At 63.7% G+C, this 25,175-nt stretch carries 22 protein-coding genes, 1 other RNA gene and 3 pseudogenes; 17 read left to right on the top strand and 9 right to left on the bottom strand.

The features are described 5' to 3' along the window. Positions 1-2: 2 nt before the first annotated feature. The 5 genes and pseudogenes from JOF48_RS12885 to JOF48_RS12905 all read right to left on the bottom strand — a co-directional run bounded on the left by JOF48_RS12885 (position 3) and on the right by JOF48_RS12905 (position 5,863). Complete coding sequence (locus JOF48_RS12885; RefSeq protein WP_209676708.1) at positions 3-1,091, bottom strand: IS110 family RNA-guided transposase; 1,089 nt, start codon at positions 1,089-1,091, stop codon at positions 3-5. 294 nt (positions 1,092-1,385) lie between these two features. Further along, positions 1,386-2,159 (bottom strand): annotated as a pseudogene (locus JOF48_RS19695) (transposase); the annotation flags it as partial. A gap of 64 nt (positions 2,160-2,223) precedes the next feature. After that, positions 2,224-2,551 (bottom strand): annotated as a pseudogene (locus tag JOF48_RS20185) (transposase); the annotation flags it as partial. A 44-nt stretch (positions 2,552-2,595) separates the two neighbouring features. After that, positions 2,596-3,330 (bottom strand): YncE family protein, encoded by a 735-nt coding sequence (locus JOF48_RS12900; protein ID WP_209681302.1) that lies wholly within the window; start codon positions 3,328-3,330, stop codon positions 2,596-2,598. Positions 3,331-3,598: 268 nt separating this feature from the next. Next, on the bottom strand, positions 3,599-5,863 hold the full coding sequence (locus tag JOF48_RS12905; protein WP_209681304.1) for a cell wall-binding repeat-containing protein: 2,265 nt from the start codon (positions 5,861-5,863) through the stop codon (positions 3,599-3,601). Between the two features lie 268 nt (positions 5,864-6,131). On the opposite strand from JOF48_RS12905, the pseudogene JOF48_RS12910 reads away from it, so the two are divergent. From JOF48_RS12910 to JOF48_RS12920, 3 genes and pseudogenes are all read left to right on the top strand, one after another. Beyond that, positions 6,132-7,070, top strand: a pseudogene (locus tag JOF48_RS12910) (TadA family conjugal transfer-associated ATPase); the annotation flags it as partial. A gap of 38 nt (positions 7,071-7,108) precedes the next feature. Continuing rightward, a complete protein-coding gene (locus tag JOF48_RS12915; RefSeq protein ID WP_209681306.1) occupies positions 7,109-8,662 on the top strand; it encodes a recombinase family protein in 1,554 nt (517 codons plus the stop codon). A 111-nt stretch (positions 8,663-8,773) separates the two neighbouring features. Then, a complete protein-coding gene (locus tag JOF48_RS12920) occupies positions 8,774-9,043 on the top strand; it encodes a hypothetical protein (protein WP_209681308.1) in 270 nt (89 codons plus the stop codon). A 64-nt stretch (positions 9,044-9,107) separates the two neighbouring features. Here JOF48_RS12920 and JOF48_RS12925 read toward each other — a convergent pair whose 3' ends face one another. From JOF48_RS12925 to JOF48_RS20190, 3 genes are all read right to left on the bottom strand, one after another. Beyond that, a complete protein-coding gene (locus tag JOF48_RS12925; RefSeq protein WP_209681310.1) occupies positions 9,108-9,764 on the bottom strand; it encodes a recombinase family protein in 657 nt (218 codons plus the stop codon). Positions 9,765-10,150: 386 nt separating this feature from the next. Continuing rightward, positions 10,151-10,579 carry a hypothetical protein gene (locus JOF48_RS12930; RefSeq protein ID WP_209681312.1) on the bottom strand — a complete coding sequence of 143 codons (429 nt, stop codon included), beginning with the start codon at positions 10,577-10,579 and terminating at the stop codon, positions 10,151-10,153. A 169-nt stretch (positions 10,580-10,748) separates the two neighbouring features. Continuing rightward, complete coding sequence (locus tag JOF48_RS20190; RefSeq protein WP_425353738.1) at positions 10,749-11,171, bottom strand: HNH endonuclease; 423 nt, start codon at positions 11,169-11,171, stop codon at positions 10,749-10,751. Between the two features lie 959 nt (positions 11,172-12,130). On the opposite strand from JOF48_RS20190, the gene JOF48_RS12935 reads away from it, so the two are divergent. The 14 genes from JOF48_RS12935 to ssrA all read left to right on the top strand — a co-directional run bounded on the left by JOF48_RS12935 (position 12,131) and on the right by ssrA (position 23,432). Further along, a complete protein-coding gene (locus JOF48_RS12935) occupies positions 12,131-12,493 on the top strand; it encodes a hypothetical protein (protein WP_209681314.1) in 363 nt (120 codons plus the stop codon). Next, positions 12,493-13,347, top strand: coding sequence for a type II secretion system F family protein (locus JOF48_RS12940; RefSeq protein ID WP_209681316.1), 855 nt, complete (start codon positions 12,493-12,495; stop codon positions 13,345-13,347). Before JOF48_RS12935 ends, JOF48_RS12940 begins: the two co-directional genes overlap by 1 nt. After that, positions 13,344-14,282, top strand: a complete 939-nt coding sequence (locus tag JOF48_RS12945) for a type II secretion system F family protein (RefSeq protein ID WP_209681318.1) — start codon at positions 13,344-13,346, stop codon at positions 14,280-14,282. Before JOF48_RS12940 ends, JOF48_RS12945 begins: the two co-directional genes overlap by 4 nt. 157 nt (positions 14,283-14,439) lie before the next feature. Further along, on the top strand, positions 14,440-14,622 hold the full coding sequence (locus JOF48_RS19700) for a hypothetical protein (protein ID WP_245346945.1): 183 nt from the start codon (positions 14,440-14,442) through the stop codon (positions 14,620-14,622). A gap of 65 nt (positions 14,623-14,687) precedes the next feature. Then, positions 14,688-14,996, top strand: coding sequence for a pilus assembly protein (locus JOF48_RS19705; protein ID WP_245346525.1), 309 nt, complete (start codon positions 14,688-14,690; stop codon positions 14,994-14,996). Beyond that, positions 14,977-15,438, top strand: coding sequence for a hypothetical protein (locus JOF48_RS12955; protein ID WP_245346526.1), 462 nt, complete (start codon positions 14,977-14,979; stop codon positions 15,436-15,438). The genes JOF48_RS19705 and JOF48_RS12955 overlap by 20 nt, the downstream gene beginning before the upstream one ends. Continuing rightward, positions 15,435-15,959: a pilus assembly protein TadG-related protein gene (locus JOF48_RS12960; protein WP_209681322.1), complete on the top strand. Its 525-nt coding sequence runs from the start codon at positions 15,435-15,437 to the stop codon at positions 15,957-15,959. Before JOF48_RS12955 ends, JOF48_RS12960 begins: the two co-directional genes overlap by 4 nt. Before the next feature lie 11 nt (positions 15,960-15,970). Next, a complete protein-coding gene (gene prfB, locus JOF48_RS12965; RefSeq protein WP_209681324.1) occupies positions 15,971-17,089 on the top strand; it encodes a peptide chain release factor 2 in 1,119 nt (372 codons plus the stop codon). Between the two features lie 335 nt (positions 17,090-17,424). Next, on the top strand, positions 17,425-18,345 hold the full coding sequence (gene ftsE / locus JOF48_RS12970) for a cell division ATP-binding protein FtsE (protein WP_209681326.1): 921 nt from the start codon (positions 17,425-17,427) through the stop codon (positions 18,343-18,345). Further along, positions 18,342-19,256: a permease-like cell division protein FtsX gene (gene ftsX, locus JOF48_RS12975; protein ID WP_209681328.1), complete on the top strand. Its 915-nt coding sequence runs from the start codon at positions 18,342-18,344 to the stop codon at positions 19,254-19,256. Before ftsE ends, ftsX begins: the two co-directional genes overlap by 4 nt. An 87-nt stretch (positions 19,257-19,343) precedes the next feature. Further along, positions 19,344-20,915 carry a M23 family metallopeptidase gene (locus tag JOF48_RS12980; RefSeq protein WP_209681330.1) on the top strand — a complete coding sequence of 524 codons (1,572 nt, stop codon included), beginning with the start codon at positions 19,344-19,346 and terminating at the stop codon, positions 20,913-20,915. Between the two features lie 173 nt (positions 20,916-21,088). Continuing rightward, entirely contained in the window at positions 21,089-21,562 is a 474-nt protein-coding gene (gene smpB / locus JOF48_RS12985) for an SsrA-binding protein SmpB (protein WP_209681332.1), read from the top strand. Positions 21,563-21,683: 121 nt separating this feature from the next. Continuing rightward, on the top strand, positions 21,684-22,970 hold the full coding sequence (locus JOF48_RS12990) for a glycoside hydrolase family 3 N-terminal domain-containing protein (protein ID WP_245346528.1): 1,287 nt from the start codon (positions 21,684-21,686) through the stop codon (positions 22,968-22,970). 94 nt (positions 22,971-23,064) lie between these two features. After that, positions 23,065-23,432, top strand: a transfer-messenger RNA (tmRNA) gene (gene ssrA, locus JOF48_RS12995). A 118-nt stretch (positions 23,433-23,550) separates the two neighbouring features. Here the strand turns inward: ssrA and JOF48_RS13000 are convergent. After that, the gene (locus tag JOF48_RS13000) at positions 23,551-24,945 is read right to left on the bottom strand and encodes an L-serine ammonia-lyase (protein WP_209681334.1); all 1,395 of its coding nucleotides are present in this window, start codon (positions 24,943-24,945) and stop codon (positions 23,551-23,553) included. Positions 24,946-25,175 lie beyond the last annotated feature (230 nt).

Below are 25,175 nucleotides of genomic sequence, written 5' to 3' on the forward strand. Positions count from 1 at the left end.
TGTCAAGCCGCTTCCTGCACCTTTGTCGCCTGAGCCGCGGCAGTCAGAATCCTGAACACCCGACGGGCCAGATAGCGCTTGATGCAACGTCGGATTTCTTTGTCGGTCTTACCTTCGGCACGTCGTTTCTCGACGTAGTCGCAGGTTTCAGAGTCGTAGGTCATCCTGGTGATCGCGGCCATGTGAAGAGCACTGTTGAGCCTTCTATCGCCTCCACGGTTCAGCCGATGCCGAACGGTGTTCCCGGACGATGCGGGGATGGGATTCACGCCGGCCAGACAGGAGAAGGCAGCCTCGCTACGGACCCGTCCCTCGTGCGACCACGCCACCAGACATTTCGCCGCGGCGACCGCCTGGAATCCCTTCTCCTCAAGCAGGGGCGCGGCTTCGCTGACCTTGACCAGCTCGTCCAGCTTTTGCTCGTTGGACTCCAACTGCTCACCGAGGTCCAGGATGTGTTTGGCGAGGCGGACCGCCTCGGAGCGGGCGATACTCAAAGCCAGTTCTTCCACGCGTTCACGCCAGCGTGAGATCTCCTCGATCTGGACTGGGGTGAGCTTCCTGCGGGCATCAATGCCGAGATTGTTACTTCGTACCAAAGCGTTCAATGCGTTGATCGAACGGGTACGGCCCTTGGTCATGGACTCGCGGGCGGTGACCAGGATCCGCAAGCCTTGGCGGATCCCTTCATTCAAGCGGGGGCAGCGCAGTTTCTCGACCGGCAACGACAGCACGGCCATGCCCATCCGGTGGGCGTCCAAGGCATCGGTTTTACCGACACCGCGGTTCTTCTTGGCATCCATACGAGGAGCCTCGGTAACGGGGAATCCATGGGCGGCTACGGTACCGGCGAGGATCGCTCCGTAGGACGCGGCTCCCTCGATAACCCAGAGGGTATCGGCGTCGGCGTTGGTGCGGCGTGCGACCCATTTGATGGCGCGGTTGATACCGGCCGCGGTAGTCGGGAAAGACTGCGTATCCAGCAGTGCGCCATTGGTGGCGTCAAGGATGGCGTAGACGTGGTTGCGTGCGTGAGTGTCGACACCCACGACAAATGGGTGGCAATGAGAGACGATAGACAGAGCGGTCACCGTGCTTTTCCTTTTGTGATGGACTTGGTTGGTGGCCGTTGACGGCCGGTACAAGTCCGGGTAGGAATCACTACGGAACAGAACTGTGAGGGGTCACGCCCGTGAGGGTGGACAATCTTCTAATCAAGCTACCGTGGTGGGCCGGACGGGTACCGGCCGAACCATCCTGGTAGACGGACAAGTCCACAAAAGGACACCATGAGGGTCAGTTGTACCAAGGGTCACGCCTGCAGTGTGGAGCGGCCGGTAACTATCCTGCCAGCCAGTCCCAGACCAGCTAAAACAAGTCTCACAGTTGTACCAGTCCACGAACTCGCTGATGAAGGCCCTGGCATCGGGCAGGGATGCAAAGCGTTCGGGGAAAGTGGGGCCGAACTTCATTGTCTTGAACAAGCTCTCAGAATACGGATTATCGTTGCTGACCCGGGGTCGGGAATGGGACTGGGTGACTTCCAAATCGGCCAGCAGCGTGGCCACGGTCTTCGACGTCATCGAGGTGCCGCGGTCGGCGTGAAGGACGTGCGGGATGCCGTGGATGCCGAACATTTCCTTCATCATCTCCACCGCCAAATCGCCGGTTTCGGTGGCGTGCACGTGCGCGCCGACGATGAACCGCGAATGGATGTCCACGGCCATGTAGCAGTCAAAGTATTTACCCTTGACCGGGCCAGCCAATTTCGTAATATCCCACGTGATCACCTCGCCAGGTGCGTTGGCCACGAGCTCAGGCACGGCCCGGGGCGGATGCTTGGCCAGGCGGCGGCGTTCCTTGACCTGCTGGTTCTCCTCCAACACCCGGTACATCGTTGAGACAGAGCCCAGATAGACGCCCACATCAAGGAGCTTGGTGTAGACCTGCTGGGGTGCCAGATCAACGAACTCGGGCGAGTTCACCGCGGCCAGAAGCTCGGTCCGTTCGGCGGGACTGAGCTTGTTCGGCGGGACCACCGGTGCATGGTCCCGGGGCTCGGCCGGCTTCCGATTCATGGTCGTCCTCGAGACGCCGGCCAGAACCGCGGCACGACGCTGGGGAACCCCCACTGCGAGGAGTTCCTTGTAGGCGGCCATCAGCGCTTGCCGGGCTTCGGCCCGCCTTCCTCCCTCTCGGAGAGATCCTCCAAGAGAGCGTGAAGTTTTCCCAGCACACCCAGGGCTGCCTCGGAGGTCTTCAACCGGCCCTGCGTCACCTCCAGCTGGCGGCGCAAACGCGCGATCTCGGCCTGGTCCTTGGAGAGCCTGCCGATGGACTCCCCGGCCTTCTTGCCCTCCAGGACACCGGCGTCACGCAGGCGGCGCCACTCGGTCATCTGGGAGGAATACAAGCCCTCGCGGCGCAGGAAAGCACCACCTTCATTGGAGAGGACAGCGGCCTCGTACTGGACCAAAAAATCAAGCTTCTGCGTGGGGGTGTACGACCTACGACGGGTCGGGCCACCGGCACGCGGACCGGAACTACTCATGCCACCATCATGGCCTACCGCGGACAAAACTGGACTAGACATTATTACTGGTTTCCTGGTTCTCGCCCCACGCGATCAAACGGACTTGCTCTTTCACCGTGGTACCGTCCCAGCCTGACACGTAGGGTGACGAGTGTTCCGGTACCCGGATCAATGACCAGAACATCCGACTCGGAAGTGCTGGGGCTGACCAGCGAGCTTCGAGCGACATAGGCATGGGAGTCGGTTGGGCTGGTGTGAACCGCCATGGCTTCAAGATCTGACGGCATTGGAAAATCCTTTGTCACAGTCCATGAGGCGCCATCAATGACGTATAGCTTTTTCGGGGATGATTCCCCCAAAGCGAGCACGCTCTTCCCGTCAGAGGATTCGGCCAGGGAATACGTTGCGTCGGCGATAGTCGTGGTGGATGAGACAGTGTTCGTGTCAGTAGATATGGACACAATGGTGTTGCCGCCATCTGCGAGACTGCTCGCAAAGATCATGGATCCATCACGGCTCGCTGTGAGTGCTGTTACCAATCCGGCGATGGTGACGGTTGCTACGGCATTGCCAGTCTGCAGATCGTAGGCTGAGATGCCTTCCCCCTGGGCAACGTAGGCGCGGGACCCGTCAGGACTGGTCACCATGACGGCCGCCTGGGGGCCGACTGCGATCTCGGGGGCTTCCTCCGCGAGAGCTGCTGCAATGGTGCCAGCCATCGGGCCTGCAGCGGCGGTTGTGACACCGGAGATGGATAGTGTCCCCACCACGGCGGCGCTCAGAAGCACCTTTGCCATGGACACTCGTGTAATTTTCACTCTTACCTCGGATTCTGTCCTCGTCGGCTGTTGTCCGTGTCACGGCAGCAGAGGATGATACAAAGAGTAAGGTAAAAACTTGACACGTTGGTGCACATTGCGACTTGGTCTCGAACCATAATGGCGGTGGCAAGGCCAACAACCGCGCAGTTCCGTCAAGAGGCTGGAAAGAACAACTTTCAGCGTCGAGCCCGCGTCCAAATCGTTAGGTGGGCCTGCGCAAAATAACGACTTCGTTATACATCCGTCAGCGGGCGTAGTTCTGCAGATCCCGCATTACCCCGTTGCTGACTGTGCCGGTGCCGCCAAGGATGACGATCCGTTGCGGCTTCAAGCGCTGGAGTTCCGCCTTGACCGAGTTGGGCAGGACGTTGGGCGCCGTCAGCAAGACCGGGCTGCCATTATGTGCTGCCACGGCGGAGCCGGACAATGCATCGGAATATACCGCGCCGCTGGCAACGTAGACAGTGGTTGTGCCAGCCCAATAGGTGGACCTGGAGATGGATGCAGAGACCTCGTACCTGTCGGCGCCGCTAATCCGGCTGACTGAGGGGCTGTACCGCTTCAACAGATTCATGACACTGCCGCTGACACTTCCGGAACCGCCAAGAATGACGATCCGTTTGGGCTTCAGCCGTGTCAGTTCTGCGCGGATGGCATCGGGAAGGACCATCGTTGCGGTCAGCAGCACGGGGCCGCCTTGGTGCCCGGCCAGGGCCGACCCTGAGAGAGCATCCGTATAGATGGCTCCGCTGGCAATATAGGCAGTGTTTGTCCCTGCCTTGAACGTCGATTTTGAAACACCTGCTGAGACCACATAGCGGTCCTTGCCGCTGATGCGGCTCACGGAGGGGCTGTACCTCTTCAGCAGCCTCATGACAGAGTCGCTGACGGTGGCGGGTCCGCCAAGGATGACTATGCGTTGCGGCTTGAGTCGGGTGAGCTCGGCCCGGATGACGTCGGGAAGTACGCCCGTCCCCGTGAGCAGCACCGGGCTGTCGGTGAAGCCGGCAGCTGCGGAGCCGGACAGGGCATCCGTGTAGACGGCGCCACTTGCGATGTATGCAGTTTTCACACCCGGACGGAATGCGGACTTGGATGCGGCTGCTGAAACTTCGTAGCGGTCCTTGCCGCTGATCCTGCTGACGGTGGTGCCGGAGGCGAAACGCCTGAGGTTCGTCAGGGTGCCGTTCCATACGTTGGAGTCGCCGGCAAAGGGGCCTGTGGAGCTGAACTGCCACATGCTGTAGGTAGGCCATCCACCCGGGATTTGGAGAGGTGCACCACCGGTGTACGCTGCGATGTGCAGCGGCTGGTTCGTGAAAGCCCTCGAGTCTCCAGTGCAAGAGACCCACCAACCCTTGTTTGTGTAGATCATGGGCAGGCGCCCGGTTTTGGACTTGACACGGTTTGAGAAGGTCTTGATCCAATTGACCATGGCTGCCTGGCTCAGGCCGTAGCAGTTGGCGCCATAGGGATTGTTTTCAATGTCCAAAAGGGGAGGGAGGGTCTTGCCGTCTGCCTTCCACCCGCCGCCGTTACGGACAAAGTGGTCAGCCTGGGCGGTGGCCGTTGCCTGGCCAGCCCCGGGAAGCGCGAAGTGGTAGGCCCCGTGCAGCATGCCGACCTTGGTTGCGCCTGCGAGGTGGGAGGCGCGGGACTTGTCGACGAAGGCGCCGCCCTCGGTTGCCTTGACGTAGACAAAGCGTGCACCCATGGACCATTCGTTGCCCCAGTTGACCGTGCTTCGTGTATAGCCTGAGTCGGCCTGCCAGCCGCTGACGTCCATGCCACGGACACCGGCCGGGATCCAGGGCTCACTGGCGGCCAGTGGTGCCGCGCGGGCCATCATGGGTGTGTTGGCGGCGGCAGCTGCCTCCTCCATGGCCAGGCCCTGGCCCATGTGCGCGCCTGGGGTCCCGCTGTCGGCAGCATCGGCTGGTTTGCCTGGTTCTTCGGGTGCAGCCGGAAGGTCCACTGCGGGCGGGGCTGCGGGCGTTGATCCGGGGCTTTCCGTGTCTGGGGCCGACGGCGCCTTCGGTGCCACCAGTGCGGGTGGAGCCGTAGGGGAGGGTGCCTCCATGAGTGACTGAGCGTCGGGCAATGCGGCGGACGGGTCGACGGCTGCGGGCGCCTGCTTGGCCTGCGGGGCAGATTCGGGTGCCGCTTCAGATTCGGGCGTGACGGCTGGTGGCTCCTCATCGGATTCCAGCGGTGGGATCGCATCTTGGCCGGCATCAGGTGCCGCTTCGGGTGCGGGGTCGGCAGCCGGTGGCGTGCCTTCCGGTTCGGCCGGTTCATCAGGCGCCCCAGGATCCAGGGACGGCGCGGGCAGCTGGGCATCGTCCGGCACGGCAGGCTGTTCCGTGGCAACGGCGGTGTCCGGTTCCTGGGCTCCGGCAGGTGGGATCCCTCCGGCAAAAACGAGCGAGAGGCCCAAGGCGCCGGCCACTGCGGTCCGGCAGGCCTTGGACAAGAAACGCCCGGCAGGGTGGGAATCTTGGCTGGACACAGGTAAAGGCATTGTTTTAGCTCCGAAGTCATCTGCGGCCGGTGGCCGCGCGTGAGGTGCTGCCAGCTTATGCGGCACGGCCTGAACGGTCAGGCACCATGCGTGCATGTCGCCAACTATTGCAATAAACGTTGAATTTTCACAGTTTTTGGTGACATCGGCCACCACCCCGTGCAAAGGTTTTCGCCCGAGTGGACAGCCTCAGCAGGGGCCGTGGTTATCCACAGAAAGCAAAATTGGCTCTGGCGTGCCCGGATGGAATCGGTCTATGCTCCTGAATTACACACTGTATGGACACCGCGAGGGGGCGGGGGCGGTCTGGTTGGATGCATTCGCATTGCTGGAGGATGAAGTCAGGGAACTCATCCGCCGCAAGGGCCTTGACCCGTTGCGGCAGGGCACCGAGGTGCGTGCCCTGGTGGATGCTGCTGTCAACGACTACGGTGAGCGGGCCCTTCTCGGTGCGGTCCCGGCTCTCGCCCAAAGTGACGATGTCGGGCGGCACGTGTTCAACGCCGTCGCAGGCTTCGGTGCGCTGCAGCCCTTTCTGGACGATCCCGACATTGAGGAAATCTGGCTCAATGCGCCGGACCAGGTGTTCGTGGCAAGGCACGGTGAATCGGAACTGACAGATGTCGTGTTCACGCCGCAGCAGGTCCGAGACCTGGTGGAGCGGATGCTGAAGAGCTCCGGGAGGCGGCTGGATCTGAGCAGTCCCTTCGTTGACGCCGCGCTGCCTGATGGCAGCCGCCTGCACGTGGTCATCCCTGACATCACCCAGAGCCACTGGGCGGTGAACATCCGCAAGTTTGTGGCGCGGGCCAGCCGCCTGGACCATCTGGTGGAGCTGGGCTCGCTCACCCCGCAGGCCGCCCGCTTCCTGGGTGCAGCCGTCAGCAGCGGCCTAAACATTCTGGTTTCCGGCGCCACGCAGGCGGGCAAGACCACCATGCTCAATTGTCTGGCTGCCGGCATTGGCTCGCGGGAGCGGGTGGTGACGGTGGAGGAGATTTTTGAGCTGAGGCTGCCGCTGCGTGATGTGGTGGGGCTGCAGTGCCGCCAGCCGAATCTCGAGGGACACGGCGAGATCCCCCTGCGCCGCCTGGTCAAGGAGGCGCTGCGCATGCGCCCGGACAGGCTCATCGTGGGCGAGGTGCGGGAGGCAGAGAGCCTGGACATGTTGATCGCCTTGAATAGCGGCCTACCGGACTACCGCAAACACGCTATAAGGCCTAGCCTGTCCCCATGGGAACTAGAGCCTTTATCTACTGCCGCATAAGCCAAGACAGGACCGGGGCAGGTTTGGGCGTGCAACGCCAAGAGGAGGACTGTCGGGAGCTGGCGGCCCGGCTGGGCCTCGCCGTGGCCCGTGTGTTTGTGGACAACGACGTAAGCGCATACTCGGGCCGTCCTCGGCCCGGCTATCGGGACATGCTGGCACGGCTCCGCAAAGGAGACGCAGACTATGTGCTGTGCTGGCACACAGACAGGCTCCACCGTCGGCCTGTGGAGCTGGAAGACTACATAGACGTTTGCGAACAGAACGGCGTCACCACGCACACGGTAAAGGCCGGAGAGCTGGACCTGTCCACGCCGTCGGGCCGCATGGTGGCCCGCATGCTGGGGAGCGCGGCCCGCTATGAGTCGGAGCATAAGGCGGAGCGCGCCAAGCGCAAGATGAGAGAGCTTACAAGCAAGGGCAAATACACCGGGGGCCAGAGGCCGTTCGGCTGGACGATAACGGACAAAGTGCCAAGCCTCCACCCAGAGGAGGCGCACGCCGTGCGTGAGCTGTTCGGGCAGGCCTTGGAGGGCCGGAGCTTGGGGGCTATGGCCCGGTGGCTCAATGGGCAGGGGCTACGTAGCACCATGGGGAATGAGTTCGGAGCGCAAACCGTGCGCGCTCTGCTGTTGCGGCCCCGCAACGCGGGCCTAGCCACGCAGGACGGCGAGATAAGCGGCCCGTCAGAGTTCCCGGCCATTGTGTCGGAGGACGTCTACCGTGCCGCTCGGTCACTTCTCACGGACCCCAAGCGGGGACGCTTCTACTCAATCAAGCCCAAGTACTTGCTAACGGGGATAGCGCAATGCCATTGCGGCTCAAAGGTGATTACCGGCTATGTGCGTTCCGGCAAGCGTGCCCCTTACCCGGTGTACCGCTGCCCCGTAAGGGGCATAGGCCACGTGGGAAAGCGCGTGGATTACGTGGATGACTACGTAAATACGGTTATCGTGATGTACCGCAATTGGCTGTCCAAGCAAGAGCGGGCGGGGGACTCCACAGAGGAGGCCCGCTACCTTGAGACAGAGGTCCTAGCGCTACGGGAACGGCTTACGGAGGCCGCCACAATGGCGGCCACAGGCACCATAACTATGATGCAGCTGGCAACCATGAGCGAGACGATACAGGCCCGGCTACAGTCCACAGAGGACAGGCTTACAGAGCTTGCCCTCATGCAGAACTTGCCAGCGTTGCCCCAGCTGGACTACACGAAAGACGTGGAAGCAACGGAGCTTATGGCATGGCTGGAACTGCCGATAGATGACAGGCGCGACTATGCGCGCCAAGTGTGCAATGTGGTGTTGCTTAGCCACTTCAAGGGCACGGCCCGAGTCTTTGACCGGGACACTGTGCAAGTGGTCCTGAAAAACAAATCCAGCGCTCGCGGCCTGCTCACGGTGGAAGAGCTAGACCAGTTAAAACAACAGTGGCGAGATAGCGGTATTCTCCCGGCAACGGACACTAGGACATTCAACAATCATAGGCCCGGTGGCGACGGCCCGATATTGGTACAATAACTGATACATAAAACAACCAGGGCGAACACTACAGGGGCCACGCGGCCCCTGTTAATTCCCGTCAGTTGGCGTTAATCTTGAGTTCCAGTCACCACACGGAAAGGCAGGACCATGGAACAGAACAGCGCCACGTTGCAAGCACTCATTAGTGACCTCCCGGAGAGTTACCGCGTCATCCATCGGACGCCAGAGGTTGCCCTCTGGACCGACGGGGAACACCACGGCGGGGCCACGCTGGCAGGCGTGCCCCTGTACGCGGCGAGCAAGGCCGCACACGCTCACGGCTTGGGCTTGGGGGAGATGCACACGGACAACGAGACAGGCGCGGTAATCCTGTCTCTCACGCCGCTACGGGGCATTGCCCCAACATTGGTGGGCTAACGGCCCTACGGTGGACACAGGAAAGGCCCGGCGTTGACCGGGCCTCTCTTGCGTGGTGGAGCGGCTAGCTCCGGGCGGGGCCTGTAACCGACGTCAGCACCTGCCGAACTGTGGATGGATGCCACGTCTTGCCCGTTGCCGTGGGCACGCCGTCGGCGTTGAGCATGTCAGCTATCCGGGCCATGGAGGCCCCGGCCTCCCGTTCGGCAAAGATACGCGCCACCGTGTCGGCTGGCAGGGCGCTAGGCCTGCCCATGAGCTTGCCTGTGTCGGCCTTGATCTTAGCCATGGCCTCCCGCGTCCGGCCTGCAATGCGCTTACGCTCAAGCTCCGCAAATACGGCCGTCATTTGGGCCATTGAGGCCCCCGTGTCGGTGGTGGTGTCCACGCCAAGATCTAGGCAGATCATTGCCCACCCTTGGCGGCTGGCAGTTTCCAGCATGGCCGAAAAGTCGGCGACGTTGCGAGAGAGGCGATCAAGCTTGGATACGGCGAGCGCGTCATAGCGCCTGCTCTTCAAGTCTGTAAGCGCTCCGGCTAGGACCGGCCTGTTCGCTAGAGACTTTGCGCTTGCGGCGTTCTCACGGCGTATCTCAAGGCTCCATCCCTTGCGGGATGCCTCCGCTTCAAGTGCTGCAATTTGTACCTCCGGGCCTATGTCTTGCTTGTTGGTGGACACGCGGACGTAACCGATAACTCTAAGGGCTGGGGCTGTTTCCATGACTCCAATATACACAAAGGGAACCCTTTGTGTATAGAGGCTAGTTCCATGGCCTCAAGGCGGGCTCTAGGTAGGGACTTGTTGCCAGCCCCACAGGCTGGCGTCTAACGGGCGTAAGGGTGGAAGTGGAACAGCTAGCCACCTTGATCATGTAGGGCCGTGAGAACGGCACGCAGGGCCGCCTAGCCCATGTTTCCCAGCCGAGGCCAGTGTGTTACGCGGGCCACCACGGAAAGGTGGGGGTAGGCCCCCGAAACTTCCCGTTCCAGCGCCCGCCCGTGGTAGCTGTTGGGAATCTGTACGGATTAAAAAGCTTTGGAATCAAAAAATATCTGAAAGAGACAGGAAAGGCGCGGGGCCGTAAAGCCCCACGCCGTCAACTGCTTTTAGTGGTTGCCCTGTGGCATGCCCTTGCGGGAGCTGCTGCCGTTGGCCTTCCACTCGGCGTAGAGTTCCGCGCCTGTCTTTTCTGACTTGGAGTAGAGAGCCCTTATTTCGGGGCTACTGTTCCATTCCTCCTCGGTAACGCCCTCCGTGAGGGCCCCGGCCTTGGAGGCTCGGATAGCCTCGGTTGCCTGCTGCTGTGGCGTCATGGCCTCAAAGGCCATGGTGTCGGCGTAGGACCGGTTGCCGCTAAGGCGGTTCTCTTCCCTTCGCCATTCCTCTAAGGCTCGTGAGTAGGCTTTTTCGGCCGCTTTGTCGGCCTCCTGCTTAGAGCGGTGCAAGACGTTTGATCCGGGCACTTCCCAAGTGTCCCGTCCTACTTCCACGGGGTTATAGTCGGCCCTGTTGGGCTCTTTGTTTTCGTTGCTCAATATGGTTTCCTTTGATGGTTGATTGCCGGTGCCTGGGCTCCGGCTGTAGTCGTGGAATTGCCCACCCTCAAGGGTGGCGCGCGCGGGGTACTAATTAGTTATCTCCTCCGTGATGGAAGTGGCCCCAGAGGGCCACGGCAGGGCCTGTAGGGGCCTTGATTTCAGCGGGCTACCGCTGTTCTACTCGCCAGCTGTAGGGCGCGACAGGCAGGCCGTGAGAGCCTGCCCATAGCAACAGTGGCACCGGTGGCATGTCGGCTAGGTAGTCCTGTTTCCAGAATTGGAAACCGTCGCGAGCATCACGCCATGCCCTATTCTTTTCATTCTGCTTTCGTGTGACAGAGTAAACGTGGTTCGGCCTCACACAATCGGGACGGTTGCAAATATGGTCAAGCTCCCAGTTATTCCGCTGTGCCCCATAAAATAGGACAAAAAGGAAACGGTGAACTAACCACTTACGCCCTCCAATTCTCATGCGGGCATATCCTCCCGCATTCAATTCCCCTTGCCATAACCAACATCCGGTAATCGGGTGTGGCTTCACTGTGTCGGCTATCTTTTCCAGCTCGTCGGCAACCTTGACCGGCCCCATTTGCTCAATGAGCAACGGCTCATGCGGGCGGCAGTAGCCGCCAGTAATCGGCGCTCTTGGGCATCCTGAAACCTTGCATGTGCCAGCACTCCGAACGGTGGCCCGGTAGTGCGTTTGACACTTGCCCTTGGCGTGGTTCGGCCTGTCGCAACCGGCTACAGAACAGGCGGGGCGGGGGACTCTGGGCACGCGCTGGAAACCTCCTAAATCTGTACCGCTTTAGACCACCGAAAATAAACCGTGAGAGCCCCGTTTGCCCCTACTGGCGTATGGGATGCAGGCACCTTGAGTAAGAGCTGTTTTCGGGGCGCGCATTGCCGAGGTCCTAACCTCCGCTGCGGTACCCTCTCGCTACGGCTCAAGGCCAGCCCCACAGGCTGGCATCAGTGGCACTATCCGCCAGAGGTCCGGCCCTCAAGGCCGGGCTACGCGCTGCGAGTCAACCCATGCGTCCAGCTCATCCCGCCGGTACCTCATCACACCGCCCACGCGATAGGACGGGACGCAGGCCCGGCCCGTGGTGGCCATCCATCCAACCGAAAGGCCTAGGTAGTCGGCGGCCTGCCGCCGTGAAAGATATTCGGAATTGCTCATTATCACGTCTCCCTGTTTCGTGTCCATTTATGACGTATTCCAGAGTGACATGGTTCACGGTGCAACGGGGGCCTGTTCGCCGTTGGCGCACGATATCGTTGCGGAAGGCTCCGACGGCCCGCCGTCGGCTGGAACTGGAATTTGTGGGAACTAGCTAAAGCTCTTGACGGCGGGCGCATGCCGTGCTTGCCGCGTAGATAAGCTACACTTTGCCAATACTTGACGGAATAGCGCAAGGTGTGGTGTTTGTAGGATTCCACCAAATGCACCGACGGCCCCGCCGTCGGCCTCCCGCGTATTCTCGGCATTCCCAGAGTCATCGAGCTACGGCAGGCCAGCCGCCAGAGCTGGCCAATGTTAATTGCGTGTCAGCACTTCCCGGCCTTCCCGGGATGGCGAGCGTCCACGCAAACTCCGCCCACGACGCCGTGGTCAAGATCTGCACGCTCCCCCTCCTCGCAGGCGAGAACATCACAGCTGCCTTCGTGGTGCCCACGGTCGCCGCCTGCATCGACCTTGTGGTCCACTGCGTCCGGGCCCCCAACGGACGGCGCAGCGTGGGGGAGATCCTCGCACTGGGACGCCGAGTGGAGAACGGCATCATTGAGTCCGGCCTGGTGTTCAGCACCGTGGACGGACGGCTCACAGCATCCAAAACCGCCATGCCTGCCCCGGAAAAGTTCACCGCGGCCGGCTACAGCGTCGCCGCGCTGATGGGGGAATTCTGATGGCGGCAGCTGTGGGGCTGCTCGCCGGCATGGGCCTGTTCCTGATCTGGAATGCCTGCTGGAGCCAGCCGCCGCGCGCACCCCAGCCCGGACACCGCAGCAGGATGCAGGTGCTGCTGCACCAGGCCGGTGTGCCGCAGGTGACGCCGCTGTCGCTTGTGGCCAGTGCCGCCGGGCTGGCACTGCTGATGGCCCTGGTGGTGTTTGTCCTGACCGGCGTCCCCGCCATCGCCTTGTGCTTCAGCCTGTTCGTGGCCTACCTGCCCTTCGCGCTGCTGCGCATGAGGGCACGACGGCGGGCCGCCGTCATGCGCGAACTCTGGCCTGATGTGGTGGACAACCTGCGCTCGGCCATCCGGGCAGGACTGTCGCTGCCGGAGGCTCTGGTGCAGCTGGGGCACAAGGGCCCGGTCCAGCTCAGGGACGACTTCCGGAGCTTTGGCGCCGATTACAGAGCCAGCGGACACTTTGAAGCGGCCCTGCAAAAGCTCAAGGCAACCCTCGCCGACCCCGTCTCCGACAGAATCATCGAGGCGCTGCGCCTGACACGGGATGTGGGCGGCTCTGACCTCGGCAAGCTGTTGGGCACGCTGTCCGAGTTCCTGCGCGACCACGCACGCACCCGCAGTGAATTGGAGGCGCGCCAGTCCTGGACAGTCAACGCCGCCCGGCTGGCCGTGGCCGCACCCTGGATCGTGCTGATGCTCATGTCCACCCGGCCCGAGGCCGTGGCCGCCTACAACACACCGGCAGGGTGGGCGGTGCTGGGCGGCGGGCTGCTGGTGTCGGTGGTCTGCTACCGGGTCATGCTGCGCATCGGAGCGCTGCCGGAGGAAGACCGGGTGCTGCAATGACCACGCACCTGGCCGCCATGATCGCCGTCGGGCTCCTGATGGGGGCGGGGCTGTGGCTGTGCTTCGTCCGGCTTCCGGTGATGCGCAAGACCAGTTTTGCGCAGCGGGTGGAGCCGCAGCTGCGGTCAGTGGACAGCCGCTCCCGCCTGCTGGAGGGCGAGGGCCCCGGAACATTGTTTGGGCCGCTCGAACGGATCTTCCGGCTGGTGCTCTCCGACGCCGTCCACCGGCTGGGCCGTTTCAATGTCAGCGTCAGGGGCCTGGGGGTTCGGCTGGAACAGGCCGGCCGGAGCGAGACCCCGCTGGAATTCAGGGCCATGCAGTTCCTGTGCGCGGCGGCCGGGCTCCTTGCGGGGGTGGTGGGCGCCATCCTGCTGCTGTGGCAGGGGACTATCAATTTCATGGGGGCGGTGGTGCTGACGCTGGCGCCCATGGTGGGCGGGTACTTGTTCTACGACTACCTGCTGGGCGCCAGGACAAAGCGGCGCCAGGCCCAGATGCTGTCTGAATTTCCAGCGCTCGCAGAATTGATGGCGCTCGCCGTCAGTGCGGGGGAGAGCGCCTCCGGCGCGCTGGACCGGGTGGCCCGGACCTCGAACGGGGTGCTGTCGCAGGAGTTTGGCAAGGTGCTGGCACAGACCCGAACCGGCGTTCCGCTGGTCGAGGCACTCAACCAATTTTCCGCCCGCGTCAACGTCCCTGCACTCTCACGGTTTGTGGACGGCATCGGGGTGGCGGTCAACCGGGGGACGCCGCTGGCAGAGGTGCTGCGGGCCCAGGCACAGGATGTCCGCGACGTGGCCAAGCGCGAGCTCATGGAATCTGCCGGCCGCAAGGAAATCGGGATGATGGTCCCGCTCATTTTTGGCGTCCTGCCGCTCACGGTCGTCTTCGCAGTCTTTCCCGGCCTGGCCCTGCTGCAGTTTGGATTCTAGATGGCGGCTACCCAGGACAGGAACGGCAGAAGCAGACAACACGCAGGGCAACACCAGGTGGAGGGACAGCAACATGTACGCGAAGAACTGGATGACGGAGACGGGGGTGGCACTGCTGGTCCTCGCCGGACGCTGCAGGGCCCTTGTACTGAAGGGCATGGAGAGGCTGGGGCGGCGGCTGCCGCCGCTCCGCCCGGCCACAGAAAGGACCCGCGGGGATGTGCCCGGCTGGGTCTTGATCACCCTCATGAGCGCCATCCTCGTGGCGGGACTGCTGGCGATCGCCGGTCCCGCATTGGAAAGGCTGTTCAACCAGGCCATGGACCAAGTGGTTCCGTAGCCCGGGAGCGGCAGGCGGGCTCCGCCGTCGTCGATTTTGTCCTGGTCAGCGCCCTGGTCACTGTCATGTTTGTGGCGCTGCTGCAGCTGACGCTCGTGCTGCACGTACGCAATACCGTGGCAGATGCGGCGTCGTCGGCTGCGCGCTACGGTGCCCTCGGGGACCGGACGGCGGAGGACGCCCGCAACCGGGCCGCCGCCCTCGTGGCCGCCGCGCTGGGACCGGGCTTTGTGCAGGATGTCAGCGTGTCTGTGGGCGCACTCGACGGAATGCAGGTCATGACGGTCTCGATCAAGGCGCCGCTGCCGGTCATCGGCCTGCTGGGCCCCTCCCATGCGCTGGAGGTGAGCGGGCATGCTGTCATCACCCGCTGACGGGGCTGTGCCGGAGGCCCGTGGCGGGGCCGGGGGAGAGGAGGGCAGCGCCATCGTGGAATTCATCTTCCTGGCGGTCCTGCTGATGGTGCCGGTTGTGTATCTCATCCTGACAGTGGGCCAGGTCCAGGGCGGTGCCTACGCTGTGGTCGGGGCCGCCGACCAGGCCGCCAAGGTGTTTGTGCTCCACGAGGACGGGGCCGCGGCGGAAGCGGCTGCTCTCGACGCCATGAACCTGGCCGTCACCGACATGGGCTTTGACGCCGCCGGGGCACAGCTGACCATCTCCTGCAGCGCCGACTGCTCCACGGCGGGAACAATCGTCACCGCCCGCGTGCAGCTTCGGGTGGAACTGCCCGTGGTGGGCTCACTGCCTGGCGTAAGCGCCACCGCCGCAACCGTGGAATCCAGTGCAAGCCAAAAGGTGGGCCGGTTCAAATGAGGAAGCTGCTCCCGCCCGGCAGGCCCGCGCCGGTTCGCGCAACCGGGCCGTTCCGCACACATGGTGAGGCGCGAGCCGGTGGCCGGGACGAGGCTGGTGAGGCCGGGCAGATCATGGTGCTGCTCATTGGCTATGTGCTCCTGACGCTGCTGCTGGTCACGGTGGTGGCCGCGGCCGGCAGCCTCTACGTGGGGCACAAGAAACTGTTCTCACTGGCCGACGGCGCGGCGCTCGCAGCAGCCGACACCTTTGAGGTCAACGGCGCCGAGGGTGCCGCCGACCCCGGGACCCGGCTGGACAGCGGGGCCGTGAGGGCCGCGGCCCAGGAGTACCTTGCCGGGCAGCCAATCCCGGAAGGGCTGGACGCAATTGCGCTGGCCTCGGCCAGCGGAGCCGGGGACGGACGGACCGCGGAGGTGAGCCTGGGCGCCGTCGTTCATCCGCTGTTCATCAACTTCCTGGTACCGGACGGGATCAGCATCTCCGTCACCAGTACGGCGCGGGCCAAGCTGCTGCTGTAGGCTTGAATATCATGGCAGCGATCGACTTTCCCGCAGAACTCCGCGCCCTTCGCGCAACGTACACCTCTATAGAGCAGGTCTCCGAGGTGCCGAAGCTCTTGGAGGACATCGAGGATCTTTCGGACCAGGCAGGCTCGCCAAACCTTTGGGACGACCCCGCCGCCGCGCAGAAGGTCACCTCCAAGCTCAGCCACGCCCAGTCCAAGCTGGAGAAGCTGCGCACCCTTGAGTCCCGGATCGACGATCTCGAGGTCCTCGTGGAGATGGCGGAGGAAGAGGGCGACGCCGACACCCTCGCCGAGGCTGCCAAGGAGCTTCCGGCCCTGCAAAAGTCGCTTGAGGACCTGGAGATTGTGACGCTGCTTGCCGGCGAGTACGACGAGCGCGAAGCCGTCATCACCATCCGCTCCGGCGCCGGCGGCGTGGATGCCGCCGACTTTGCCGAAATGCTGCTGCGCATGTACCTGCGCTGGGCCGAGCGCCACGGCTACCCCACGGCCGTGCTGGACACCTCCTACGCCGAAGAGGCCGGACTGAAGTCCGCCACCTTTGAGGTCAAGGCGCCGTACGCTTTTGGCACGCTGAGCGTCGAGGCCGGCACGCACCGCCTGGTCCGCATCAGCCCCTTCGACAACCAGGGCCGCCGCCAGACCTCCTTCGCCGCGGTGGAGGTCATCCCGCTGATCGAGTCCACGGACAGCATCGACATCCCGGAAAACGAGATCCGTGTTGACGTGTTCCGGTCCTCAGGCCCGGGCGGGCAGTCCGTGAACACCACGGACTCGGCTGTGCGCATGACACACATCCCCACAGGCACCGTGGTGTCGATGCAGAATGAGAAGTCGCAGATCCAAAACCGCGCGGCCGCCCTGCGCGTGCTGCAGTCGCGGCTGCTGCTGCTGAAGAAGGCCGAGGAAGACGCCACGAAGAAGGCCATGGCCGGTGACGTCAAGGCCTCGTGGGGCGACCAGATGCGCTCCTACGTCCTGAATCCGTACCAAATGGTCAAGGACCTGCGCACCGAACACGAGGTCGGCAACGCCGGCGCCGTGCTGGACGGCGAAATCGACGACTTCATCGACGCAGGCATCCGCTGGCGCGCCGACCAGCGCAACGCCGCCAAGGCCTGAACACTCCAAAGACACAACACAAGGCTGGAGCCCTGCCGGCAGGACCCCAATCCTGACCGGCGCCTCCGCGCCTTTCCGCCGTGTCCGGGAGCAGCCGGCACCGGGCGCCACCAGGGCGGAACCTGCACGGAATCCCGCGGGCTCCAGACCCTCGCCAAGCAAAACCGTGCACAGCCGCCGTCCCACAGAAACGCCGCCCCTCGACACACCGGCACGGAACCGGGTTTCCAGCAATGGCGCGCCTAGAGTGGTAAGGCTGGCGGTTTCCACCCCCAAACCACGCCCGACGCGCCAGCACACCAGTGCACCTTCGCTGGACGGGCAATGAAAAAGTCATGATTCGTTTTGAAAATGTGAGCATTGCGTACGACCGCAAGTCCAAGCCGGCGCTCGACGATGTTTCCTTCGATGTGCAGCGCGGCGAGTTTGTGTTCCTTGTGGGCTCCTCGGGATCCGGAAAGTCGACCCTGCTGCGGCTCGTCCTGCGCGAGCACAAGACACCGCACGGCCACATCTACGTGGCCGGCCAGAACGTGGCGAGCGTGCCCAGCTGGCGCGTGCCCAAGTTCCGCCGGGGCATCGGCGTGGTCTTCCAGGACTTCCGCCTGATCCAGACGAAGACGGTCTTTGCCAACGTGGCCTATGCCATGCAGGTGCTGGGCAAATCCCGCGCTGCCATCCGTGTTGAGGTGCCGCGCGTGCTGGAGCTCGTGGGCCTGGAGGACAAGGGGCGCCGCCTGCCCACCGAACTCTCCGGCGGTGAGCAGCAGCGTGTCGCCATCGCCCGCGCCATCGTCAACCAGCCCGGCATCCTCCTCGCCGACGAGCCCACCGGCAACCTTGACCCCACCACCAGCGCCGGCATCATGGAAATCCTGGACAAGATCAACCAAAACGGCACCACCGTGGTCATGGCCACCCACGACGACGACATCGTCAACTCCATGCGCAAGCGCGTCATCGAGCTCAAGCACGGCAAGGTGGTCCGCGACGAGAACGCCGCGCAGTACACCTCCATGATCCCCGTCGTCCCTGCGGCAGGCGCCGCGAAGATGGACGACGCCGAACCCCAGACCCGCCGCCAGCGGATAGTAAGTGCCGCCGCGGCAAGAGACGCCGCCAACGACTCGCTGCCGCCGCGCCTGGAACGCCGGCGCGGCCCTGACCCCGTGCCGCCTGCTGACAACCCGGCCGGGGCGGCCACCGGAACAGATGCCACCGGCAACGCGAAGACCACGATTGAGGACCACAAGTGAGACTTGCTTTCATCATGAGCGAGTTGGGGAGCGGCCTGCGCCGCAACCTGACAATGGTCATTTCGGTGATCCTGGTGACCTTTGTGTCGCTGACGTTTGTTGGCGCCGCCGGCGTCCTCCAGATGCAAATCAGCCAACTCAAGGGCTTCTGGTACGACAAGGTGCAGGTCACGATCTACCTGTGCAACGACGTGCCGGCCAACACCAACTGCCTGGCGGGCCCCGTCACGGACGAGCAGAAGAAGACGATTGAAGGCATGCTCGGCTCGGCGGCCGTGAAGCCGTACATCGAGTCCTGGGCGTTTGAGTCCCAGGACGAGGCGCTGGTCCACTTCCAGGAGCAGTTCGCGAACTCGCCCATGGTGGATTCGGTGGAAGCCGCCAACCTGCCCTCGTCGTTCCGCATCAAGCTGACGGACCCCGAGAAATACCAGATCATCAATGAGACCTTCTCGGCCACGCCAGGGGTGGACTCCGTGGTGGACCAGCGCAGGGTCCTGGAAAAATTGTTCTCGTGGATGAACATCGCCACCTATGTGGCCATCGGCGTGGCCGTGCTCATGATCATCTGTGCTGCCCTGCTGATTGCCACCACCATCAGGCTGTCCGCCCAGTCGCGCACCAGGGAGATTGAAATCATGCGCCTGGTGGGCGCGTCGCGGACAGTCATCCAGCTGCCCTTTGTGTTGGAGGGCGTCATCGCCGCAACCATCGGTGCGCTGCTGGCCTCGGGGGCTGTTTGGGCCATTGTTCACTTCTTCATGGGCGGCTACCTTGCCGAATCCAACTCGGGAACGCCCTTCATCTCCGCCACGGACGCCTTGACCATCTATCCCATCCTGATCCTGCTCGGCGTGGTCTTGGCCGGCGTTGCGTCGGCCGTTTCCCTGCGCAAAAACCTGAAAGTGTAGGATCAGTGGGGGTAGTGTTACTGGAGTGACTCTTGTGACTAATGTTATTTGGGCATGTTTAAGCAACTTTTGAAGGAGCCAACAGGCATGAATGTGGAATCAAGCGGGGGAAATGGGCAGGTGGAGTCCCCCCGTCTTGGGCGGGCCGTGCCGCGGCACCGGACGGCAGTCCGCCGTGTCCTGCTGGGCATCAGCACACTTCTTGCCGTGGGCCTGCTGGGACTGGTTCCGGCGGCCCAGGCCGACAATGCCAGCGACAAGGCTGCGGCGCTTGAGCAGCAGGCGCAACTGGAGCAGCAGGCCAACGAGGTCCAGTCGTCGCTGGAATTTGTGGATGCCGGAATTGCCAAGTCGGCGGCGGACCTGGTCACGTTCCAGGGCCAGCTGCCCGGTGCCCAGGCAGCACTGGCAGGGGCCGAAGCCCGCGTGGCAACCGCCACGGGAGTGGTGAGTTCACTCACCGCACGGATCGACCTTGCCCAGCAGAACAAGGACAAGATCACGGCCCAGATCGCCACGGACGCCGAGAAGTCCACGGAAACCAAGGCCATGATCGGCCAGATCGCGGCCCAGTCGTACAAGGCCGGCGGACTGCCGCCGAACCTGACGCTGATCCTCGGCGCCGATTCGCCGAACGACCTGGCCAACTCCATCGACCTGGCCGAGCAGGCGCTCCGCAGCCAGACCGCTGCCCTGGAGGCGCTGACGGCGCAAAAGGCAACAAACCAGAACGCCCAGGTCCGCCTCGCCGCAGTTGAAGAGGAAATCAAGGACCTGAAGCAGCAGGCCGAGACCGCGCTGGCCGCCGAGCAGGTGGCCCGCAACCAGGCCGCCACCGAAAAGGCCAAGGTGGACAAGCTCATCAGCGACTCCGCTGCACTGAACGCCACGCTGGAGGCCGAAAAGCCCCGGATCCAGGCAAAGCTGCAGGCAGTCCAGAATGAGAAGGACGCCGTGGCCACGCAGATCGCCGAGATCCAGCGCAAGGAACGTGAAGCCGCCGAGGCTGCCGCACGCGCCGAAGCCGCCCGGCTGGCAAAGATCGAGGAAGAACGCCGCATTGAAGCAGCCCGCGTCGCCTACGAGCAGGAACAGGCGCGCATCGCCCAGGAGAAGGCCAACGCCCAGGCCAACCTCGGCGGGGGCGGCAGCTCCTACACACCGCCGCCGTTCGTCCCGCCCACGTACACGCCCCCGCCGTACGTGCCGCCGGCACCCGGCAACCCCTCCGCGTTTGGGCTGCAGCACCCCTTCGCCGGCAACATCCCCATCACCTCCGGCTTTGGCTGGCGCCAGACCCCGGCCGGCACCATCGACTTCAACGGCACCGGCTCCTACCTGCACTCCGGAATCGACTTTGGCGCCACCTGCGGCACGCCCGTTTACGCACCCGCGGACGGCGTGGTCCAGATCGCCGGCCAGACGAACGTGGTGTACGGCGGCGGCAACGTGCTGTACATCAGCCACGGAGTGGTCCAGGGCAACGCACTGATGACGGTCTTTTACCACAACTCCTCCGTCATTGTCTCCGCCGGCCAGGCGGTCAAGCAGGGCCAGCTGGTGGCATACTCCGGCAACACCGGAAACTCCACCGGCTGCCACGCACACTTTGAAACCTGGCTCAACGGCAGCCCCGTGGACCCCATGGGCCTGCTCTAGGACGGTCCGGGCCCGCAGCACGCGGGCCCGGCCTCCCTTCCGCGGGCGGGCATGTACGACCGGCGTCACAAACCCCGTCCGCCGGCCGCCCCGCCCTGCGGGTGTTGCTAAACTGGGGATCCGTGCCGCAACGTGCGTGCCGGAAAGTTTGCTAAATACCTAAGGAGTCTGCCGTGCCCAAGGAAAGTGGCCTGAAGGTGGTGGCCACCAATCGCAAGGCCCGGCATGACTACCTCATCATGGACACCTTCGAGGCCGGCCTGGTCCTCATGGGAACCGAGGTCAAGTCGCTGCGCGAGGGCAGGGCGTCCCTCGTGGACGGCTTCGCCACGTTCTACAACGACGAGCTCTGGCTAGAGGGCGTCTACATCCCCGAGTACCTCAACGGCAGCTGGACCAACCACACGGCCCGCCGCCGCCGCAAGCTCCTGCTGCACCGCGAAGAGCTCGAGAAAATCGACCGCAAGACGCGCGAATCCGGCTTCACGATCGTGCCGCTGCAGCTGTACTTCAAGGACAGCCGCGCCAAGGTTGAGATCGCCATCGCCAGGGGCAAGAAGGACTACGACAAGCGCCACGCCCTCCGCGAACAGCAGGACAACCGCGAGGCACTGCGCGCGATGCGTGAGAAAAACCGCGGCGCCTAGCCCTGCACCGCGGGCCGTTCCGGCGCGTTCCCGTTCCACCCCGGCCGGGCGGCACTGCCCCTTGGCATGACACCGTTAGACACGAAGGCAGGCTGTTGTGGCAAGTGGCACCAAGCGTTGGTTGATCATTGGCGCAGGAATCGTGGTTGTGGCGCTCGTGGCGGTGTTCGCCGTGCAGTTCTTCACCGGTGCCCCTGGCGCATCCCCCACAGCCGCGGGCTCTTCCGCTTCGCCAAGCACGAGGCCCGATCCTTCCGCCAGTGCTGCACCCTCCCCGGATGCCCCGTCGCCTGAGCCTGCCACCTCGGCGGCGCCGGCTCCCAGCGCAAGCCAGGCCCCGCCGTCGGCCGCACCGAAACCGGGCGATGCCCAGTCCGTGCTGGCGGCCATGTCCCTGGAGCAAAAGGTGGGCCAGGTCCTTATGGTGTCCTCGCCGGTGACGGGGGCCACCCCGGATTCGCTGTACGCGCTGGACACCCTATACGTGGGTAATTTTTTCATGAAGGGGCGCAGCACGGCAGGGAAGTCGGCCATTGCCGGGGAGGTCGCGGCCGTCTCGGGGCATGTCACGGGCAGCCGGACCGCCGGGGCCCTGCCCTTTGTGGCGACAGACCAGGAAGGCGGGTTTGTGCAGATCATGCAGGGCCCGGGCTTTGACACGATGCCGCAGGCAGTGGAGCAGGGCGAGCTGCCCGTGGACCAGCTGTTGGCCGACGCCACCGAGTGGGGGCGGCAGCTGGCGGCTGTGGGCGTGAACGTGAATCTGGCACCCGTGCTGGACACCGTGCCCAGCGAGGCGTTCGCCCCGAAGAATGCGCCGATCGGCTATTTCGGCCGGGAGTTTGGCTTTACGCCGGAGAACGTTTCAAGCCACGGGTTGGCGTTTGCCCAGGGCATGGCGGCCGCCGGTGTTGAGGCCACCGCCAAGCACTTTCCCGGGCTGGGCCGGGTCACAGCGAACACGGACACCGATTCGGGGGTCACCGATGCCGCCACGGTGCGCAACGACCCCTACCTCGCCCCGTTCCAGGACGCCGTGGACGGCGGGGTGCCGTGGCTGATGATCTCCAACGCCGTCTACACCAAAATCGACCCGGACAATATGGCGCCGTTCTCACCCGTGATCGTCACCGACATGGTGCGCGGGGACCTTGGTTTCAAGGGCATCATTGTCAGCGACGACATTTGCGACGCCGTCCAGGTCTCCTCGGTGCCCGTAGCCGAACGCGGGGTGGACTTCATAGTGGCCGGCGGAACCATGGCGCTATGCACCAACGAAACGCTCCTGCCGGCCATGTACAACGGCATCGTGGCGGCGGCGCAGGGCGATCCGGCCTTTGCCGGCCGGGTTGACGCCGCGGCGCTGCTGGTACTTCAGGCAAAGGCAGCCAAGGGGCTGCTTGGGTAGGGCACCGTGGAATATTTTCCGCTGCAGATGCGCTAGCATGGATAGACCACAGGCAGTTCCCTTGGGAGCAGCAGGTGGATTTGAAAAAACAATAGGGGATGATCGGTTTCGACGGTGTTCGTCGAGACAGGTGAAGCGGGTCGAGGATACAGGGTTATCTCGTAAACGATCTCTGTAAAACAATAAGTGCTGAATCAAATCGCACTGACTTCGCTCTTGCTGCCTAAGCAGTAAGACAGTCCGTCAGCCCGGGAATGCTCTCGTCCCGGATCCTGGCGTCATTTAGAGGGCCACTGCTCTAAGTTCTTGTTGTAGGCGCTTAGGGGACTTTTATACAACTGGGCCTGGCAGCTGCTTGTTTGCGAGACAGCTGGGGCCGAGAAAAACCGTACGCAAACTGCACCCGGAGAAGCCCTGACAACACAACATCGGACGGGAGTTCAATTCTCCCCATCTCCACATCCCTATTGGGCCTGTCCTCCGCTTCGGCGGAGGACAGGCCTTTTTTATTGTTCGCGGCTGTGCACACAGCCGCGAGGGGCCCGCTGCGGGCTTGCAAGCTCGCGGGAGCGGTTGGGACTCAGCATTCCACCACGTTGACGGCGAGCCCGCCCATGGACGTCTCCTTGTACTTGGAACTCATGTCGCGGCCGGTCTCGCGCATCGTCACAATGACCTCGTCGAGGGTGACATGGTGCTGTCCGTCGCCCCACAACGCCATCTTCGCCGCATTGATGGCCTTCGCCGCGGCAATCGCATTGCGTTCGATGCACGGGATCTGCACCAGACCGCCCACCGGATCACAGGTCAGGCCCAGGTTGTGCTCCATGGCAATCTCCGCCGCGTTCTCCACCTGTTCCGGTGTGCCGCCCATGACCTCGGCCAGTCCCGCCGCCGCCATGGACGACGCCGAACCCACCTCGCCCTGGCAGCCCACCTCCGCACCGGATATGGAGGCCTGTTCCTTGTACAGGATGCCTACGGCCCCGGCGGCCAGCAGGAACTTGACCACGACGTTGTCGATCGCCTCCTGCGTGGCGTTGCGGACCGCGTCGATGTAGTGGGTGGCGTAGAACATGACGGCCGGGATGATGCCGGCGGCGCCGTTTGTGGGTGCGGTGACGACCCGGCCGCCTGAGGCGTTCTCTTCATTCACGGCCAGGGCCACCAAGTTCACCCACTCCTGCCAGAACTTGGGGTCCCTGTCAGGGTCCTCCGCCCTCAGCCGTGCATGCCAGTCCGGTGCTCGGCGCCGAACCTTCAACCCGCCTGGCAGGACGCCGTCACGGTCCAGGCTTGAGTTCTTGCAGTCTTCCATGACGTCGCGAATATGGAGCAGGCCGTTGCGCACCTCCTCCTCGCTCCGGGAGACCAGCTCGTTGGCCAGCATGACGCCGCTGAAGTTCAGCCCTGAGGAGTGGCAGTGGCCCAGCAGCTCGGCGGCCGTCCTGAAGGGGAGGGGGAGGAGCTGCTTGGAACTCTCCAATTCTGCGGCCGCTGATTCAATTTCACCCTCCCGGACAATGAAGCCGCCACCCACGGAGAAGTAGGTGGCCTCGTGGAGGCTGTTTCCGGCGGCGTCGCTGACGGTGAACGTCACGCCATTGGTGTGCCGGGAGAGAATGGTCAGCGGATGCAGGACGATGTCCTCTGGGCCGTACAGCAGTTCGATGCTGCCGCCCAGGCGCAGCGGCTCCCCGGCGGCGAAGGCGGCAAGCCTGGACTCCACTTCCTCCGGCAGGATGAGTTCCGGCTCGCGGCCCTCCAATCCCAGCAGGACGGCCGTCATGGTGCCGTGGCCACGCCCCGTTGCCGCCAAGGAGCCGTAGAGGTCGACCCGGACCGAGCTGACCCGCGGCAGCACGTCCGCGCCCAGCTCCCGCACAAAGGCGGCCGCGGCTCGCATGGGCCCGACTGTGTGGGAACTCGAGGGGCCAATGCCCACTGTGAACAAATCAAAGACACCGACGCTCATGGCTTGGGCTTTCTTGACGAAGGGTATGCGCTCGGGGTTGGAGCGCCTGCGTTTCAATGCTACAGCCAGCCAGATGGCCAATGTGATCGGGGCCGCAGCACGGCACATTTTTGCCATATTTTCACGCTCAATGTCTCTGGAGGGTTAATCGGGACGGTGATTTATTCGCCATTCGGCTAATTCGGCTGTCCCGGATGGAAGCATCGTCGGTGGATATTTGGCTCACGCCG

The organism is Arthrobacter stackebrandtii (assembly GCF_017876675.1).
Taxonomy (GTDB): domain Bacteria; phylum Actinomycetota; class Actinomycetes; order Actinomycetales; family Micrococcaceae; genus Specibacter; species Specibacter stackebrandtii.